Origin of the sequence: Pseudomonas simiae, from assembly GCF_900111895.1 — a bacterium.
Classification (GTDB): Bacteria; Pseudomonadota; Gammaproteobacteria; order Pseudomonadales; family Pseudomonadaceae; genus Aquipseudomonas; species Aquipseudomonas simiae.
Map to the genome: position 1 here is coordinate 1 of NZ_FOKB01000013.1, position 17873 is coordinate 17873.

Below are 17873 nucleotides of genomic sequence, written 5' to 3' on the forward strand. Positions count from 1 at the left end.
ATGGACACGCGGTACGCCTGGGATGACAACGGGCAGGTCACGGTGTTTAACGCCGACGGAAGCCAGGAAGTCTACGTGCATGACCCGCGGGCGCGGCTGGTGCAGCGCGTGGACCCTGACGGTGCCCAACACTTTAAATCCTACGATGACAAAGGCCGACTGACGGTTGAGCAGGATCCGCTGGGAGCGATCACGGCGTATCAGTACGACGAAGCCGGGCGTTTGGTGGCGCTGTTTCCGGGGGACGATGAGCCGACGACCTACGAGCATGACAATGGATTCGTACGGGTTGTAAGGCGGGGTCAGGCGGTCTGGAAATACGAGCGTAATGACCAGGGCGACGTGACGCGCAAGACCGATCCTGACGGCAACGCTACTGACTACAGCTACAACAAATATGGGCAACTGGTTGGTGTCTGGTACCCGGATCACAGCTGTCATCGGCTGGTGTGGAATGAGCGTGGGCAGTTGCTTGAGGAGCAGTTGCCGAACGGTGGCGTTAAGCGCTATCGCTATGACGACCTTGGGCGACAGGTTGCCCGTGAAGATGCACAGGGGGCGCTAACCCAGTATCAATGGGACAGCGTAGGTCGGTTGATCCGTGTTGTGCTACCGGGCGGTGCCACACGGGAATACAGCTACAACGCTTACGGAAAAATCACCTCCGAACGCGATGAACTGGGCCACCTCACCCGCTACGAATACGCCGACGGCCTGCACCTGATCAGCCGTCGCATCAACGCTGATGGCACCCAGGTCAAATACCGGTACGACAACGTTAGGTTATTGCTGACCGAGATCGAAAACGAGGTGGGCGAAACCTACCGACTCCAATACCACAGCAACGGCCTGATCCAACAGGAAACCGGCTTTGATGGCCAGCGCACGGCTTACGCCTACGACCTCAACGGCAACCTTCAGGAGAAGACCGAACACGGCGATGACGGCAGTCAGCTGGTTACCCGTTACGAGCGCGACTATGCCGGTCGACTCGTAAGAAAAACCCTGCCCGACGGCAACCAAGTCGATTACGCCTACGACCGCCAAGGCAACCTCTTAAGCGTCGAGGACGGCCACTGGGTGTTGGCCTACGAGTACGACAGCCAAAACCGCCTCACCGCCGAGCACCAAGGCTGGGGCACCCTGCGCTACGGCTACGACGCCTGTGACAACCTGCAAACCTTGCGCCTACCGGACAACAACCGGGTGACGTTCAATCATGCCAAAGGCGGCCTGCTTGGGAAGGTCGAGGTAAATGGCCAAACGCTCACCGCTCATCTATTCGACACCGGTCGAGAACACCAAAGAGGCCAGGGAAAGCTGCTCAGCAGTTACCAGTACGACACTCAGGGGCGCCTGTTCAACCACGGACTGTGCAACGTCGAAGGTGCCATTTACCAGCGCCAGTATCACTACGACACATGCGGCAACCTCACCCGGCGCCTAGATACCCGTAAAGGTGAACACCACTACCACTATGACGCACTGAGCCGCCTCATCCGCGCCGACCACTCCCAAGGTGAGCAGGAACGCTTCGCCCACGACCCCGCCGGCAACCTGCTCATGCAAAACCGCCCCGGCCCCGACATCGTCGCCGGCAACCGCCTGATGATCCAAGGTGACCATCACTACGACTACGACGCCTTCGGCAACCTCATCCGCGAACGACGTGGCAAAGGCCACACCCTCGTTACCGAATACCGCTACGACTGCCAGCACCGTCTGATCGGCATTAAAAAACCCAATGGCCAGACCGCCAGCTACCGCTATGACCCGTTTGGGCGGCGTATCAGCAAAACCGTTGACGGCATCACTACGGAGTTTTTCTGGCAGGGCGACACACTCATCGCCGAGCACCACGCGAACCGCCATCGCAGTTACCTCTACGAACCGGACACCTTTCGCCCGCTGGCCCTGCTGGAAGGCTTCGGCCCAAAGGAAACCAAGGCCTACCACTACCAACTCGACCACCTCGGCACCCCACAGGAACTCACCAACCCCGACGGCGAAATCGTCTGGTCCGCGCACTACCGTGCTTACGGTGAAATCACCCGCGTCGATATCGGAAAAGTCGACAACCCGCTGCGCTTCCAAGGCCAATACTTCGACCAAGAAAGCGGGCTGCACTACAACCGCCATCGCTACTACAATCCGGATATCGGCCGTTACCTGACGCCGGACCCGGTGAAGCTGGCGGGTGGGATCAACACGTACCAGTACGCGCCCAATCCTACGGGTTGGGTGGACCCCCTTGGGCTAAATGCTAACTGCACTGGCTCAGTAAAGAAAAACCCAACCTGCGCTGTACCTGTTGAACCTGACGTACCTGATATATCTCGTAAAGGAGCGTTCCGCGAAGCAAAAAGAGACGCCAATATACCGATGGCACAACAACCTGATGTAATTACCGCTCCGAGGTCTGGCACAAAAAAACAATACAGCATTGTGAAAATGTCAGATATAAACGGAAAAGCAATTTTAGATAGCTCGGGAAAACCTATTCACACGAGGGTCTACCAATATACGAGGGCTGATGGATCCAAAGTGTTAATACAAGACCATTCAGCCGGGCATAAATTCGGCGCTCCAAACGGAGCTGGCAATCAAGGCGCTCACTTCAATCTGCGTCCATTTGAGACACCGCGAACCGGCAGTGTTCCGGGAACAAAAGACCATTACGTATTCAAGGATAAAAAATGAAACACTGGAACGATCTTGACGGGAGTATATTTTTTAACAAAGTGTTCAGCCAACCGATTGAAATCGGCAAAGCTTACATTCATTCACTGGGCATAGAAAATGACCAACCCTCTTTTGGAATAGGTTTTGACATACCAGACTTCCCTGATGTGTTGCCTGAAAAATGGAAGAACAAAGGATATAACACGTGCAGAATTGCACTAAGCTGCTCCGAGGTTAGCAACTTAAAAATAGTAAACCTCCCGCACAGGGACATATTTATAATAAATATAAAGCGAGAAAACGGGTACTTCTTGCTCACCGCAAACTCAAAAAATGCTTCTATTGAACTCACAGCCAAGTGGCTTTCCATGGAAGGGCCGACAGTGTATATAAATAACCCCGAACCAAGAGACTATAACTGGGCAGACAATACTCTATAAAAATCAAAAACGTGAATTACGCAACCGGTCCTATGAACGCTATAGCGAACGCCAATTCGCCCACCCGACCAACCCCACCTAAACTCTCTCCATGCCATTTCAACGGACAGAGGATTCACCACCATGGGCAAACGTCACCCCAACCTTCCCGCCTGGCAATGGCGTAACTACCCGCAGAACCATCAGCACCCGACCAATCTGGCGTTGCACCTGATTGCCGTGCCGCTGTTCATCATCGGGTTTCTGTTGATCGTGTCCGGGGTTTTCAGCCTGAGTCTGGCCAGTTTCGCCGTGGGTGTGGTCGGGATCCTGGCCGGTTTGGCGTTGCAGCGTCATGGCCATAGCCTGGAAGCCGAGGCCAGTGAGCCGTTCAGTGATCGTAAAGATGCGGTGCAGCGACTGGTGGTCGAGCAGTTCGTGACCTTTCCGCGTTTTGTCCTAAGTGGTGGCTGGTGGCGCGCCTGGCGACAACGCCACCGGCATTGAGGTCAGGCAAAGACCACTACGGTCTGGCGGCTGATGGCGATCAACTCGCCGCTCGGGCTCCAAAGGGCGGCGGCGGCGTGGCCGTAGCCGTCGCGGGCGTGCTCGATGGTGACGTGGTACTGGCACCAATTGAGGGTCGTCAGATCCTGCAAGGGCTGGATAAATTCGATGGTCCAAGTCAGGGTGCTGCCGGGTGCCGGCTTTTTCAGGTGCGGCAGCAAAGCCGGAGGCCAGGCATCGACCAGGGCGAGGATATGCGCTTCAGTCAGTGGCTCTTCTTTGATATCTCCGCGTAAGCGAACCCAACCGCCCATGTCACGGGATTTATTGCCGGTGAAGGGTAAGCCGCCGACACTCCAGCGCATCGCCAGGTGGCGCATGAATTCGGGGGTGACGCCCTTGATGTAGGGCAGCTCCTGGCATTCATCCCAATGTTTGAACACCGGTGGCGCTGCGCTCTCGACAGCAATTTCCGACTCACGGGACGCACCGAAACTGGCCTGTACCAATGTCGCCACTTCACCGTTCTGCACCACACGGCCAAGCAATTGGCTGACGGCCTTGCCTTCGCGCAACACTTCGACTTGGTAACTGGCAGGAACGTCCGGCGCTACAGGGCCGACAAAGGTGATGGCCAGCGACCGTAGCGGACGCTCGGCGGGCACCTGGGCACGCAGCGCTTCGTATTGCAATGCGGCCACCAGGCCACCAAAGGTCGCGCGGCCCTGGGCCCATTCGGCAGGGATAATGACATCCAGCGGGTTGCTGCGGGCAGCGTCGAGTAAATCACTAAAGCGCATGGCGGTCTCACATCAACAGGAACAGATGAGCGATCTTAACCATCGGGCTAGCCAGGTACAGCGCCTATTCCGGCCAAAAGCCGGACCGGTTCAGAAACAATCGGCGCTGAGTTTTTCCAGCACGCGGTCCGCCTGCCCTTCAGCCTTGGCCATGGTGCGCTGCCACACCGCAACACAAGGTCGCAAGTCCACCTGCTGCTCAGCCTGGGCCAGCCATTGCCAGCAATCATGCCAATCCCCTAAAGCGCCCTGCGCGTTTTTCAGACGTGACATCGCGTTGGCAGGCAACTTATCCAATTCGGGATAGGCTTCGGCGGCATAGCGCACCCGCTTGATCAACAACCGCAGGCGGTGCCGGTCATGGTCAGGGTCTTTCAAGGCCTTACCGAGTTGCTGCCATTGCTTGGCCAGACGTTTTTCAATGCGCGGGCGCAGGCCTTTGAGCAATTTCTGATGTTCAGAAGCACGGATAAAACGCGGAAAGGCATCCAGGATCAGCAGCAAATGCGCAAGCTCAGGGCTTTTCGCCACCTGGCGATAGGCCTCAGGTTGCAGACGCAAGCGTCGGTTGGCGGCCTCGTGATGACCGTGTTGGTGCAAATACGCCGCCAGCACCTCGCGGTCGCGTAGCGGCGTCTTCAGTTGGCCGACGGTGCTGGCGGCCATCTCAAGCTGTTCCACCCCCGGCAACCCGCGCAAGGGGCGCAACAGGCTGCGCAGACGCCGCACGGTGGTGCGCAGGTCATGCAGGGCTTCATCGTCGGTAACGGCGGCGAGGCGAGCCTGGCAGCTCAGTAACCCTACTTCCAGGCCAATGACCTGAGCGACTAACTGATCGACCAAAGCTGACATCCTGCCCTCACTTCCAGATGAAAAGTCCTACTCGCTGCTGCAGGTCAACGCCCGGCGCGAGACTCACGAATATAGAACCGCGCTTTCTCGGCCTTGTTGGAGCAGCCTTCAAACGCTTCAAATTGTTGCTGGGTCTTGGCGCCCGTCAATAACGATAGCGCTTTAGAGTAGCTCACCGTGCCAGCAAAGCCTTCAGCCTTGGCAAGATCCAGCTCTTTCCAGGCAGCGTCCAATTGGCTGCCGCAGCTGTCGCGGTATGCGGTCTTACCGGCACAACCGGCCAGGGCCAGCATGATCACAGGTACACACATCCAGGCTTTCATTGATGACACCTCAAATAGAAAAAACAGTCGTACGTTGTAGACGTTGCCTACATGGAAAAGTGCCTGTCCCTAGCCTGAAATCGATAGTACCTACATACCAGAGCATACCCGAGCACCGTGGCTATTCTGGAAAAATATCGCAGGTCGCCTGCGAAGATTGAAGCCGCCCCCTCAATGGGTGCATTGTGGGACCCTGCCTTGGGGAGGACATGGACCATGAAAAAACGTGTTGCCTTGGTGCTGGGCTCCGGCGGGGCTCGTGGTTACGCCCACATCGGCGTGATCGAAGAGATCGAACGGCGCGGCTATGACATCGCCTGTATCGCCGGGTGCTCCATGGGGGCCGTCGTGGGCGGGATCTACGCCGCCGGCAAGCTGGATGACTATCGGAACTGGATTGAAAGCCTCGATTATCTCGACGTACTGCGCCTGGTGGACGTGAGTTTTCGCCTGGGCGCGATTCGCGGTGAGAAGGTCTTCGGCCAGATCCGCAAGATCGTCGGCGAGATCAATATCGAAGAACTGCGCATCCCCTACACCGCCGTCGCCACCGACCTGACCAACCAGCAGGAAATCTGGTTCCAGGAAGGCTGCCTGCACCAGGCCATGCGCGCCTCGGCGGCGATTCCCAGCCTGTTCACCCCGGTGATGCAGGGCAACCGCATGCTGGTGGACGGCGGCCTGCTCAACCCACTGCCCATCGTGCCGGTGGTGTCGAGCCATTGCGACTTGATCATCGCGGTCAACCTCAACGCCACCAACCAGAAGCACTACCAATTGCCAGTGATCCAGCGCCCGCCCGCCTTCAAGAGTCGCTTCAACAACCTGGCGAAATCACTCGGTTCGCACTTGCCGTTCCGGCGCAAGCAGGCCGAACAATTGATGAAGCTGGAGCAAGAGGCATTGGAAGCGCAGGCGGCGGAGATCAACCCTTGGCTGGACTCCGCCGAGCCGGAATCCCAGCAACCCGCCGCCGCACCGGAAAAACCCGGCGCACCAAAGTCAGCGACCGGGTCATTTATCATCGATAACGTCGGCCCGGCGTCGCTCCTCGACTTGATCAACCAGAGCTTCGAGGTGATGCAGACGTCGCTGGCGCAGTACAAGATTGCTGGCTACCCGCCTGACGTGTTGATCAACGTGCCGAAGCGGGTGTGTCGGTTTTTCGAGTTTTACAAGGCGCCGGAGCTGATCGCACTGGGTCGGGAGATTGCCAGCGATACGTTGGATCGGTATGAGAGTGAGCAGAGTTGAAACCTGTGGTGCTGCTGATAGCCTCTTCGCGAGCAAGCCCGCTCCCACATTCGACCGCATTTCAAAGGCGGAACTCGTTCAAGTGTGGGGGCGGGCTTGCTCGCGAAGAGGCCCTGCCAGACGCCAAAAATCTAGCCACTCAGCAACCGATAACCCACCCCCGCCTCAGTCACGATAAACCGTGGCTGTGTAGGATCATCCGCCAACTTCTGCCGCAGATGCCCCACCACGATCCGCAGATAGTGGCTGTCTTCGGTATGGGTCGGCCCCCAGATATCTTTGAGCAATTGCTGCTGGGTAATCACCCGCCCCGGATGCCGCGCCAATTGGGCCAGCACCGCGTATTCCTTGCGGGTCAGCGCCACTTCGGCACCGTCCAGGAGCACACGGCGATAGGCCAGATCCACGGTCAGCGGACCAAAACGCAAGGCCGCTTCCTGGGCTTCCCCCGCTGGAGCCTGACGCAGCAGCGCGCGCACCCGGGCGAGAAACTCCTGGATGCCAAAGGGTTTGGTCACGTAATCATTGGCTCCGCCGTCAAGCGCCTCGACCTTTTGCCCTTCACTGGCCCGCACCGACAGCACCAACACCGGCACCGTCGACCACTCGCGAAACTCGCGCAGCACCTGCTGCCCGTCCATGTCCGGCAGGCCAAGGTCGAGCACGAGCAAGTCCGGCTTGCTCAGCGCCGCCTGGGCCAGACCTTCGTTGCCGGTGCCGGCCTCTATCACTTTGTAGCCCTGGGAGGCCAGGCTGATGCGCAGGAATTTGCGGATCTGCGGCTCGTCATCAATGACCAAAATCGTCGCGGTCTGGCTCATGGTGTCCCATCAAAATCCGTGAAGAAAACAGGGTAGCTCATGCCTCGCGTTCCAGGCCAGGTTGTGTCGGCAAAGGCAGGAACAAGGTGATGCAGGTGCCACGCCCGTCGATCCCGTCGGCCACGCTGATATGCCCACCATGGGCACCGACCATGCCCTGACAGATCGCCAGGCCCAGTCCTGTGCCCTGCCCGCCGCGATCGCCTCGGGCGGCGGTGTAGAACATGTCGAAAATCTTTGCGCGCTCCTCCTCGGGAATACCCGGTCCTTCATCGGCCACGGCGAAAAACAACTGGTCGTCAGCAACGCCGGCGCTCAGTTGCAAGCGGCCTTGCGGCGGCGAAAAGCGCGCGGCGTTTTCCAACACATTGACCAGCGCTTGTTCGATCAACGCGGCGTGCACATACAACAATGGCAACTCAGCGGGCACGTCGGTACTCACCTTTAACGGTGCCAGCACCGCACGCAGGCGGCCCAGGGCGCTGCCGACAATATCGCCCGGCGACACCCAATCCCGCGCCAGTTTCAACGCGCCGTGGCCGAGGCGCGTCATGTCCAGCAAGTTTTGGATGTACCTATCGAGACGTTCGGCCTCATCACGTGTGCCTTCGAGCAACTCGCGGCGGTCCTCCAATGGAATGGCCTCACCGAGCGCCAGCAGGCTATCGATGCTGCCGCGCATAGAGGTCAAGGGCGTGCGCAGATCGTGGGACACCGACGCCAGCAAGGCACTGCGCAGTTGCTCGGTCTCACCGTGCAGCCTGGCAGACTCCAACTCCTGGGCCAGTTGCGCCCGCGCCAAAGCCTGAGCCAGCGGTTGGCTCAAGGCGGTGAGCAAGCGACGGCGTTGCCCACTTAACTCCAGTCCAGGCTTGGGACTGACGCCCAGCAACCCCAGCGGGCCCTCCTCGCCCGACAACGGCCACCACCACCAACGCCCGAACGGCAAGGTACCGGTGCCCATGCCCGCCGGCTGGTCATGTTGCCAAGCCCAATCAGCCGCGGCGCGCTCGGCTTCGGTGAGCGTCAGCGGGCCGCCGGTCTCGATCGTCCAACCACCCTGCCCATCGCGATTGACCAGGCACAGGTCCAGGTCGCTCCAGCCTTCCAAGTGATGCGCAGCGGCGCTGACCACCGCCTGACGATCAGTAGCAGCGGTGAGTTTGCGTGACAGGTCGAGCAGTTCGCTGGTTTCTTCCTGGGTATCGCGCAACGCCTGCAACTGCCGGCGTTGACGCGCGGCCAGGTTGCCGGTCAACGCCGCCATCAACAGGAAGAACAACAGGGTCAGCACGTCCTCTTCGCGTTGGATCGAGAAAGAAAAATTCGGCGGAATGAACAGAAAGTCATAGGTCAGGAACGACAACGCCGCACACACCAGCGATGGCCCCAGGCTGCTGCGCACCGCCACCAGCAACACAGCGGCGAGAAACACCAGCGAGATATTCGGCAGCGGCAGGACGCTGGACACTGCCCACGCCACCGCAGCCGCCACCACCGTCGCCACGACCGCCAGCGCATAGTCGAACCACACCAGCCCACGCACATCGGGCAACCTTGGCGGTGCCGGGATATCATCGCTGTCGAGCACGTTGATTTCCAAGCCACGCGCATTACGCAGCAAACGCGCGGCCAGGCCACCACCGAACAGTCGGCGACGCCAACGCATTCGTGACTGGCCGACCAGCACCAGGCTGGCACGGCGCTCGGCGGCGTGCTGGATCAGGGTTTTGGCCACCTCCCCCGCCCGCAGCAACACCACCTCGCCCCCCAGACGCTCGGCCAGTTGCTGGGCATTCTGCAAGCGCAAGCGAAACTGCTCGTCCCGCGCGCGGCCGTTATCGATATGCACCAGGCTCCACGGCAAATGCCGACGCTGCGCGACGCGGCTGGCATGGCGCACCAGGCGCTCGGCCTGCGCATCACCATCCACCCCCACCAGCAGGCGACCGCGCACCGCCGGCGCGGCCTGGCCGAGCTGGCGATAGCCTTGGGCCAAATCGTCATCGACGTGGGCGGCGGCGGTTTGCATCGCTAGCTCACGCAAGGCCATGAGGTTGGTCTGGGTGAAAAACGCATCGATGGCCGCGCGGGCCTGCTCCGGCACGTAGACCTTGCCGTCGCGCAGACGCTCCAGCAGCTCGCGGGACGGCAGGTCGATCAGCAGCAGTTCGTCGGCCTCTTGCAACACCCAGTCCGGCAGGGTTTCGCGCACCTGCACGCCGGTAATGCCGCGTACCTGGTCATTGAGGCTCTCCAGGTGCTGGACGTTGACCGTGGTGAATACGTTGATGCCGGCAGCGAGCAATTCCTGGATGTCTTGCCAGCGCTTTTCATGGCGACTGCCGGGCGCGTTGCTGTGGGCCAGTTCGTCCACCAGCACCAGCCTGGGCTTGGCGGCAAGCAGGCCGTCGAGGTCCATTTCTTCGAGCATCACGCCGCGGTATTCGCTGCGCAGCAAGGGTTGCTGCGGTAAGCCGCTGAGCAAGGCTTCGGTCTCGGCGCGGCCGTGGGTTTCGACCACACCAGCGATCAACTTCACGCCTTGGCGCAGCTGGGTGTGCGCGGCCTGGAGCATGGCGTAGGTCTTGCCCACACCGGGTGCAGCACCGAGGAATACTTTGAGTCGGCCACGGCCGTCCCGGGGCAGATCGGCTAGCAGGGCATCGGCGCGGCCGGAGTCGCTCATGCTTGGGGGTTCCTTCAGGTATTCAAGTATTCGGGCCCACTGAAGATCCAATGTGGGAGCGGGCTTGCTCGCGAAAGCGGTCTATCAGTAACAAATACATTGGCTGATACATCGCTTTCGCGAGCAAGCCCGCACCCACAGGAGGTTCAGAGTTTTTCCAGCGCCATGTTCAGCGCCAGCACGTTCACCACCGGCGGGCCCACCAGCGGGCTTTCGATATGCTCATCGAGCAACCGCTGCAGGGTCGACACCGGCACATTCCGCGCCGCCGCCACCCGCGCCAGTTGATAGGCAATCGCCTGTGGTGGCAAGTGTGGATCAAGACCGCTGCCAGAGGTAGTCAGCGACGCCAAAGGCACCGGCCCTTGGCTGCGCACCCACTGCTTGTTCGCGTCATCAAAAATGCGCGTCGCCAGCGCCGGGTTGCTGGGGCCAAGGTTACTGGCACTGCTGGAAACCGTCGCGAAAGCGCCGGCCGATGGACGTGGGTGGAACCAGCTGTCGCCGGTAAAATCCTGGGCGATCAGGCTGGAGCCGCGCACCTTGCCACTGTCGTCGCGCACCAGGCTGCCATTGGCCTGGCCCGGGAAGGCGACCTGGGCGACGCCGGTCACCACCAGTGGGTAGGCAACGCCAGTGATCAGGGTCATGAGCACCAGCAGGCTCAGGGCCGGACGGATCATGTTGGACATTTCGGATTCCTCAATTCGGTCATTGCAACCTGTGGGCACCCATCGGGTACCCGCAGGATTCGGGTCAAACCAGGTGCAACGCAGTCAGTAGCATGTCGATCGCCTTGATCCCCACGAACGGCACAAGGATCCCGCCCACCCCGTAGATCAGCAGGTTGCGACGCAGCAGCGCCGCCGCACTCGCCGCTTGCACACGCACACCGCGCAGCGCCAATGGAATCAGCACCACAATGATCAACGCGTTGAACACGATGGCCGAGAGAATCGCGCTCTGTGGGCTTTGCAGGTGCATCACGTTGAGCGCGCCCAGTTGCGGATAGATCGAGGCGAACAGTGCCGGCAGGATCGCGAAGTACTTGGCCACGTCGTTGGCGATGGAAAAGGTGGTCAGCGCGCCACGGGTCACCAGCAATTCCTTGCCGATCTGCACCACATCCAACAGTTTGGTCGGGTCACTGTCGAGGTCGACCATGTTGGCGGCTTCGCGAGCGGCCTGGGTGCCGTCATTCATTGCCATGCCGACGTCGGCCTGGGCCAGCGCCGGGGCGTCGTTGGCACCGTCGCCGCACATTGCCACCAGGCGACCGTCGTTTTGTTCATGGCGAATGCGCGCGAGTTTTTTCTCCGGCGTGGCTTCGGCCAGCACGTCGTCCACGCCCGCTTCAGCAGCAATCGCAGCGGCGGTCAGCGGGTTGTCGCCGGTGACCATCACGGTGCGAATGCCCAGTTTGCGCAGCTCGGCGAAACGCTCACGGATGCCGGGCTTGACCACGTCTTTGAGGTGGATCGCACCGAGCAACTTGCCATCAGCACACACCAGCAACGGGGTGCCGCCGCTTTGGGCAATCTTGTCGATTTCCCGCGACAGTGCCGGTTGCAAGTCGCGGCGTGGCTGACCGATAAACGCCAACAGCGAATCCACCGCGCCTTTGCGGAACACACGACCCTGGTAGTCGACACCGGACAACCGGGTTTCCGCGCTGAACGGCACGGCGGTCAGCTCATCCGCAGAAGGTTCGGCCTGAGGGTGCAAGGCGCGCAGGTATTCGACGATGGATTTGCCTTCCGCAGTGTCATCCGCCAGGGAGGCAAACAACGCGCCCTCGGCCACTTCCTTGCCGCTGACGCCAGGCGCCGCGACCACCGCCGCACACCGACGGTTACCGAAGGTGATGGTGCCGGTCTTGTCCAGCAGCAACACGTGCACGTCACCTGCCGCTTCCACGGCACGGCCGGACTTGGCGATCACATTGAGGCGCACCAGGCGGTCCATGCCGGCAATACCGATGGCCGACAACAAGCCGCCGATGGTCGTAGGAATCAGCGTCACCAGCAGTGCGACCAGGAACACCAGGGGCAAGCTGCCGCTGGCGAAATGGGCGAACGGCTGCAGGGTCACCACCACCAGCAGGAAGATCAGGGTCAGGCCGATCAGCAGGATATCCAGCGCGACTTCGTTAGGGGTTTTCTGGCGTTTGGCACCTTCCACCAGGGCGATCATGCGGTCGAGGGTCGACTCACCAGGGTTGGCGGTGATGCGGATCAACAGCCAGTCCGACACCAGCCGGGTGTTACCGGTGACGGCCGAACGGTCGCCGCCGGACTCGCGGATCACCGGTGCGGACTCACCGGTGATCGCGGCTTCATTGACCGCCGCAATCCCTTCGATGACTTCGCCGTCACCGGGGATCATTTCCCCGGCGGCGACGCGCACTACATCGCCTTTGCGCAGGCTGGTGGCCGGCACGACCTTGAAGCTGCCATCGGCCTCCTTGCGGCGAGCGCTCAGGCCTTCGCTGCCGGCCTTGAGGCTGTCGGCACGCGCCTTGCCACGCCCTTCGGCCAAGGCTTCGGCGAAGTTGGCGAACAGCACGGTGAACCACAGCCACACCGCGATCTGCACGGCGACATAGGTTGGCACGGTGGTATCGGGCACGAAGCACAACACGGTGGTGAGGATCGCGGTCAGTTCGACCACCAGCATCACCGGCGAGCGTTGCAGTTGGCGGGGATCCAGCTTGACGAAAGCCTGGACCAGCGCCGGGCGCCACAGGGCGGAGATGGCGGTTTTGGCGGGTTCCTGGGTTTGCACCGGAGCCGCGTTTTTTGCAGGCATATTCATTTTCATATCCCCTTAGAAGCCCATGCTCATGTGTTCAGCAATAGGGCCCAGTGCCAGCGTCGGCAGGAAGCTCAGGCCGCCCACCAGCAAAATGGTCACGGTCAACAGGGTCACGAACAGCGGGCCATGCGTCGGGAAGCTGTTCTGGCCGATCGGTGCGGTCTTCTTCATCGCCAGGCTGCCGGCCAGGGCCAGTACCGGGAGGATGTAGCCGAAGCGGCCGATCAACATACCCAAGCCCAGCATCAGGTTGTGGAACGGGGTGTTGGCGCTGAAGCCGCCGAACGCCGAACCGTTGTTGGCACTGGCCGAGGTGTAGGCATAGAGCAATTGGCTGAAACCGTGGGGGCCGGGGTTACTGATGGCACCGGCCGGGCCTGGCAGGCTAGCGGCGATGGCACCGAGTACCAGCACACCTACCGGCATCACCAGCAAGGTCACCACCAGCAATTGCACTTCCTTGGCCTGCAACTTCTTGCCCAGGTATTCCGGGGTGCGACCGATCATCAGACCGGCGAGAAACACGGCGATCAACACGTTGAGCAACATGCCGTACATACCGGCGCCGACGCCGCCGAAGATCACCTCGCCCACCATCATGTTGACCAGCGCAACCATGCCGCTGAGGGGGCTGAGGCTGTCCTGCATGCCGTTGACCGAACCGTTGGACGCCGCGGTGGTTGTCACCGACCACAACACCGTACCGGTGGTGCCGAAGCGTGCTTCCTTACCTTCCAATGGAGCGGTCTGCTCCACGGCTGGGTTGTTCAGGGTCGGATTGGGCTGGTATTCAGACCACAACGAGGTCGCGCCGCCGATCAGGAACAGCGCCAGCATGCAGCCGAGGATCGCGCGGCTTTGGCGCAGGTCTTTGACGTAGTGGCCGAAGGTGAACACCAGCGCCACCGGGATCAGGATGATCGATGCCACTTCGAACAGGTTGGCCCAGGCAGTCGGGTCTTCAAACGGGTGCGCCGAGTTGACACCAAAGAAGCCACCGCCATTGGTGCCCAATTGCTTGATCGCAATCTGGCTGGCTGCGGGGCCCAGAGGGATCACTTGATCCACGCCTTGCAGGGTGACGGCATCGACATAGTGGGCGAAGGTTTGCGGAACGCCCTGCCACACCAGGAACAACGCCAGCACCAGGCACAACGGCAGCAGGCCGTAGAGGGTGGCACGGGTCATATCAACCCAGAAGTTGCCCAAGGTCTGGGCCGATTTGCGACCAATCCCACGGCAAAGAGCGACCAAGACTGCCAGGCCGGTGGCGGCACTGACGAAGTTCTGCACGGTCAGGCCGGCCATCTGGCTGAGGTAGCTCAGGGACGCTTCACCGCTGTAGGACTGCCAGTTGGTGTTGGTCATGAAACTGACCGCGGTGTTGAAGGCCAAAGTCCATTCCTGACCCGGCAATTTCTGCGGGTTCAGTGGGAGATAGTCCTGGAACACCAGGATCGAGAACAACAGCAAAAAGCCCGCGAGGTTGAAGGCGAGCAAGGCCAGCATGTATTTCTGCCAGCTTTGTTCCTGATGCTCGTCCACGCCCGACAGGCGATAACAGGCGCGCTCCACCGGGCCGAATACCGGCGTAAGCCAGGTGCGCTGCCCTTCCATCACCTTGTAATAGAACCGCCCCAGGAACGGAGCCGGCACCAGCACCACCGCAAAGAAGGCAATGATCAGCCAATAGTCATAACTGTGCATGGCCTGCTCCTAGGTCCGATCCGCGCGTAACAGCGCAACCAGCAAATAAATGAACAGCGCCACGGCCAATAGCAGTGACACCCCGTCCAGAACGCTCATGGAAGTCTCTCCGTTTAGCGGCGAGTGCCGCGTGTGGCGCAATTGTCGGCAGGAGTGGTGTAAAGGAACGAGAGCGAGGGGGTGGGTGGGGCGTAAAGACGGCGTAAAGAGTGGGTTTATGCGGGGTTTACAGGGGGGATTAGCCGTTAGGAAGGCCTCAGCGCGGGCAAGCCCGGCTACCACATCGGTATGCGGTCAACCTGTGGGAGCCGGGCTTGCCCGCGATGACGGCAGTTGCAACCCCACCGCACTCAACTGGTGCGAGGCTGGAAAAATTCAAACACTAAACCATCCCACGCACGACACTTGCTCCGCTTTACGACAATGATTCTCAGCCTGGCATGTCCGCTGCAACACCTTGAATCATTCCAAACGGTTCAGGGAGAGCAACACGATGAACACACAACTCAAACCCACTTTAGGCACCCTGCACTTGTGGGGCATCGCCGTCGGGCTGGTGATCTCCGGTGAATACTTCGGCTGGAGCTATGGCTGGGGCGTCGCAGGGACCCTGGGCTTTCTGGTGACCTCATTGATGGTCGCCGCGATGTACACCTGTTTCATCTTCAGTTTCACTGAACTGACCACCGCCATTCCTCATGCTGGCGGCCCTTTTGCCTACAGCCGCCGTGCCTTTGGTGAGAAAGGCGGCTTGATCGCCGGGCTCGCGACCTTGATCGAATTCGTCTTCGCACCGCCTGCGATCGCCTTGGCCATTGGCGCTTATCTTAATGTGCAATTTCCCGCACTCGATCCGAAACACGCGGCCGTCGGTGCTTATATTGTGTTCATGGGCCTGAACATCCTCGGCGTCAAACTCGCCGCCACCTTTGAACTGGTGGTGTGTGTGCTCGCCGTCGCCGAGTTGCTGGTGTTCATGGGCGTCGTCGCACCTGCATTCAGCTTCAGCAACTTCGCCCTGAACGGCTGGGCCGGCTCAGACACCTTTGGCGCACCCGCGATTGCCGGCATGTTTGCCGCGATCCCTTTCGCCATCTGGTTCTTCCTCGCCATCGAAGGCGCGGCCATGGCTGCTGAAGAAGCGAAAGATCCGAAGCGCACCATTCCAAAGGCCTACATCAGCGGCATCCTGACCCTGGTGATCCTGGCCATGGGCGTGATGTTCTTTGCTGGCGGCGTGGGTGATTGGCGCACCCTGTCCAACATCAACGACCCCTTGCCGCAAGCCATGAAAACCGTGGTCGGCGACAGCTCAGGCTGGCTGCACATGTTGGTGTGGATCGGCCTGTTCGGCCTGGTGGCAAGCTTCCACGGCATCATCCTCGGCTACTCGCGTCAGTTCTTCGCCCTGGCCCGCGCCGGTTACCTGCCGTCTTTCCTCGCCAAACTGTCGCGTTTTCAGACACCCCACCGCGCAATTATCGCCGGTGGCGTGGTCGGCATCGCGGCTATCTATAGCGATGGCCTGATCAACCTGGGCGGCATGACACTGACCGCAGCGATGATCACCATGGCGGTGTTCGGTGCCATTGTGATGTACATCATGAGCATGCTCAGTCTGTTCAAACTGCGTAAGACCGAACCGCTGCTGGAACGCACCTTTCGCGCACCAGGCTACCCGATCGTGCCGGGTATTGCGCTGGTACTGGCGGTGGTGTGCCTGGTAGCTATGGCGTGGTTCAACGCGCTGATCGGGCTGATCTTCCTGGGCTTCATGGTGGTGGGATTCGCCTACTTCCAGATGACTGCGCAAGACCGCGCCGATGCACCGGCAGATGCGATGTTGACCGGGCTCTGATCTACTGAGAGGCAGAACGGGCCTACACTGAACTAGTGAGAAAGCCCGTCACTCAAAGCAGTTATTCCCGTGGGAAAGTTCTCCCACGGCAATCTGCCTCAAGGAGAGCCTTATGCCGTGGTATGCGTGGTTGATTATGGTAGTTGCGATCGGGTCGATCGTCGGTGGGCTGATGATGCTGCGCGACAGCGCCAACAAAGTCGAACTCACCGACGAACAACGCAAGCGCGTGGCCGAGCGCAATGCCCAGGCGGATGCCAAGGACGCGCAGGATCGCTGAACCTTGGGCTATTCCCAGGACGCCTTGGCAATATGCAACCCGTGCTGCCCCTTATAGGCAGCACGTTCGGGCTGACTCCAACCGCTCAGAAGCTCATCCTCCAACGTATAGACCTCAACCCCCAGCGGGCGGCATACCGTCAGCGGGTCCTGTGCATCCGGCCCCCACATCGGCAACGACAGATCCCCACCCGGGCACGTCGACAGCGCGCACAACAAATCAATCTCGGCAAAAAACTCCAGGTAATCGCCCTTCTGCGCCGGGCAGGCTTTCATGAAGTACATATCGTCGTGATTGAGGCCCGTGCACTGGAAAATATTCAGCACGTCATGCACGTCGAATTCCGTCAGACCGTGGGGCAAAACTGCACGGGTCAGGTTCGAATGGCAATGGTGGTGAAAGTCTTCGCCGGTGAGCATGCGGTTCACATAGGGATCGCAACGCGTACCGAGCAAGTCATGCAGACGCCCGCCGTGCTCATCGATGCCGTAACCGGCCAGGCTGTCATCGGTGATCGTCACCAAAGGCCGCAGAAATGGCAGGTTCGACCACAGCCGGTCATGAGTGCTGACATGCGCGCCCTGCAACTGACGCGTACGCGCCGCCCACAAACGCTCGCGGGGGTCATTGGCGTTCCACACGTTGAAATCCCCCACCTGCGGACCGACTGGCGTGGTCACACGGAATACATGCCCGGCCGGCACCTTCCACGCCCTGCCCGTGCGAATCGGCACCTCAAACGCCTCAATCAAGCGCCGTTGATCTTTTCGATCACGAATGCGCTCGTAAAACGCCGCATCGACCTGCAGCGCCGAACCTTTACTGACCTGATAAGCGGCCGGATAGTCTTTGTACATGGTGCAGATC

Annotated in this window: 16 protein-coding genes; 6 read left to right on the forward strand and 10 right to left on the reverse strand. The window is 60.4% G+C overall.

What is annotated here, in order from left to right; translation table 11 throughout:
• The 3 genes from BMZ57_RS26905 to BMZ57_RS26915 all read left to right on the forward strand — a co-directional run.
• Window positions 1-2700, forward strand: a 2700-nt coding sequence (locus BMZ57_RS26905; protein ID WP_175497157.1) for an RHS repeat-associated core domain-containing protein, incomplete at its 5' end; no start/stop codon positions are given.
• Window positions 2697-3122, forward strand: a complete 426-nt coding sequence (locus tag BMZ57_RS26910; RefSeq protein ID WP_044286853.1) for an Imm50 family immunity protein — start codon at window positions 2697-2699, stop codon at window positions 3120-3122. The genes BMZ57_RS26905 and BMZ57_RS26910, both read left to right, overlap by 4 nt.
• A 123-nt stretch (window positions 3123-3245) precedes the next feature.
• Window positions 3246-3608: an Mpo1-like protein gene (locus BMZ57_RS26915; protein WP_010211905.1), complete on the forward strand. Its 363-nt coding sequence runs from the start codon at window positions 3246-3248 to the stop codon at window positions 3606-3608.
• Window positions 3609-3610: 2 nt separating this feature from the next.
• On the opposite strand, the gene BMZ57_RS26920 is transcribed toward BMZ57_RS26915, so the two are convergent.
• The 3 genes from BMZ57_RS26920 to BMZ57_RS26930 all read right to left on the reverse strand — a co-directional run bounded on the left by BMZ57_RS26920 (window position 3611) and on the right by BMZ57_RS26930 (window position 5583).
• Entirely contained in the window at window positions 3611-4408 is a 798-nt protein-coding gene (locus BMZ57_RS26920; protein WP_010211907.1) for an acyl-CoA thioesterase, read from the reverse strand.
• Window positions 4409-4498: 90 nt separating this feature from the next.
• Complete coding sequence (locus BMZ57_RS26925; RefSeq protein ID WP_069673329.1) at window positions 4499-5260, reverse strand: CHAD domain-containing protein; 762 nt, start codon at window positions 5258-5260, stop codon at window positions 4499-4501.
• Between the two features lie 44 nt (window positions 5261-5304).
• Window positions 5305-5583 (reverse strand): hypothetical protein, encoded by a 279-nt coding sequence (locus BMZ57_RS26930; RefSeq protein ID WP_003172685.1) that lies wholly within the window; start codon window positions 5581-5583, stop codon window positions 5305-5307.
• A gap of 216 nt (window positions 5584-5799) precedes the next feature.
• Between BMZ57_RS26930 and BMZ57_RS26935 the strand changes: the two genes are divergently transcribed.
• Window positions 5800-6837 (forward strand): patatin-like phospholipase family protein, encoded by a 1038-nt coding sequence (locus BMZ57_RS26935; RefSeq protein ID WP_010211909.1) that lies wholly within the window; start codon window positions 5800-5802, stop codon window positions 6835-6837.
• A 131-nt stretch (window positions 6838-6968) separates the two neighbouring features.
• Here BMZ57_RS26935 and BMZ57_RS26940 read toward each other — a convergent pair whose 3' ends face one another.
• The 6 genes from BMZ57_RS26940 to kdpF form a co-directional block, all read right to left on the reverse strand.
• Window positions 6969-7658 (reverse strand): response regulator, encoded by a 690-nt coding sequence (locus BMZ57_RS26940; protein WP_069673328.1) that lies wholly within the window; start codon window positions 7656-7658, stop codon window positions 6969-6971.
• A gap of 37 nt (window positions 7659-7695) precedes the next feature.
• Window positions 7696-10347, reverse strand: coding sequence for a DUF4118 domain-containing protein (locus tag BMZ57_RS26945; protein WP_010211911.1), 2652 nt, complete (start codon window positions 10345-10347; stop codon window positions 7696-7698).
• A 146-nt stretch (window positions 10348-10493) separates the two neighbouring features.
• Complete coding sequence (gene kdpC, locus BMZ57_RS26950; RefSeq protein WP_045791171.1) at window positions 10494-11039, reverse strand: potassium-transporting ATPase subunit KdpC; 546 nt, start codon at window positions 11037-11039, stop codon at window positions 10494-10496.
• 64 nt (window positions 11040-11103) lie between these two features.
• Window positions 11104-13161: a potassium-transporting ATPase subunit KdpB gene (gene kdpB / locus BMZ57_RS26955; RefSeq protein ID WP_010211913.1), complete on the reverse strand. Its 2058-nt coding sequence runs from the start codon at window positions 13159-13161 to the stop codon at window positions 11104-11106.
• A 12-nt stretch (window positions 13162-13173) separates the two neighbouring features.
• Window positions 13174-14868, reverse strand: coding sequence for a potassium-transporting ATPase subunit KdpA (gene kdpA, locus BMZ57_RS26960; RefSeq protein WP_010211915.1), 1695 nt, complete (start codon window positions 14866-14868; stop codon window positions 13174-13176).
• Window positions 14869-14877: 9 nt separating this feature from the next.
• Window positions 14878-14967, reverse strand: a complete 90-nt coding sequence (kdpF, locus tag BMZ57_RS26965; RefSeq protein ID WP_010211917.1) for a K(+)-transporting ATPase subunit F — start codon at window positions 14965-14967, stop codon at window positions 14878-14880.
• A gap of 394 nt (window positions 14968-15361) precedes the next feature.
• Here kdpF and eat point away from each other — a divergent pair, with 394 nt between their 5' ends.
• Both eat and BMZ57_RS26975 read left to right on the forward strand, forming a co-directional pair.
• Window positions 15362-16726, forward strand: a complete 1365-nt coding sequence (gene eat / locus BMZ57_RS26970; protein WP_010211919.1) for an ethanolamine permease — start codon at window positions 15362-15364, stop codon at window positions 16724-16726.
• 112 nt (window positions 16727-16838) lie between these two features.
• On the forward strand, window positions 16839-17006 hold the full coding sequence (locus BMZ57_RS26975) for a DUF2897 family protein (protein ID WP_003172675.1): 168 nt from the start codon (window positions 16839-16841) through the stop codon (window positions 17004-17006).
• An 8-nt stretch (window positions 17007-17014) separates the two neighbouring features.
• On the opposite strand, the gene BMZ57_RS26980 is transcribed toward BMZ57_RS26975, so the two are convergent.
• Window positions 17015-17863, reverse strand: coding sequence for an urea carboxylase-associated family protein (locus BMZ57_RS26980; RefSeq protein WP_010211920.1), 849 nt, complete (start codon window positions 17861-17863; stop codon window positions 17015-17017).
• Window positions 17864-17873: the final 10 nt, after the last annotated feature.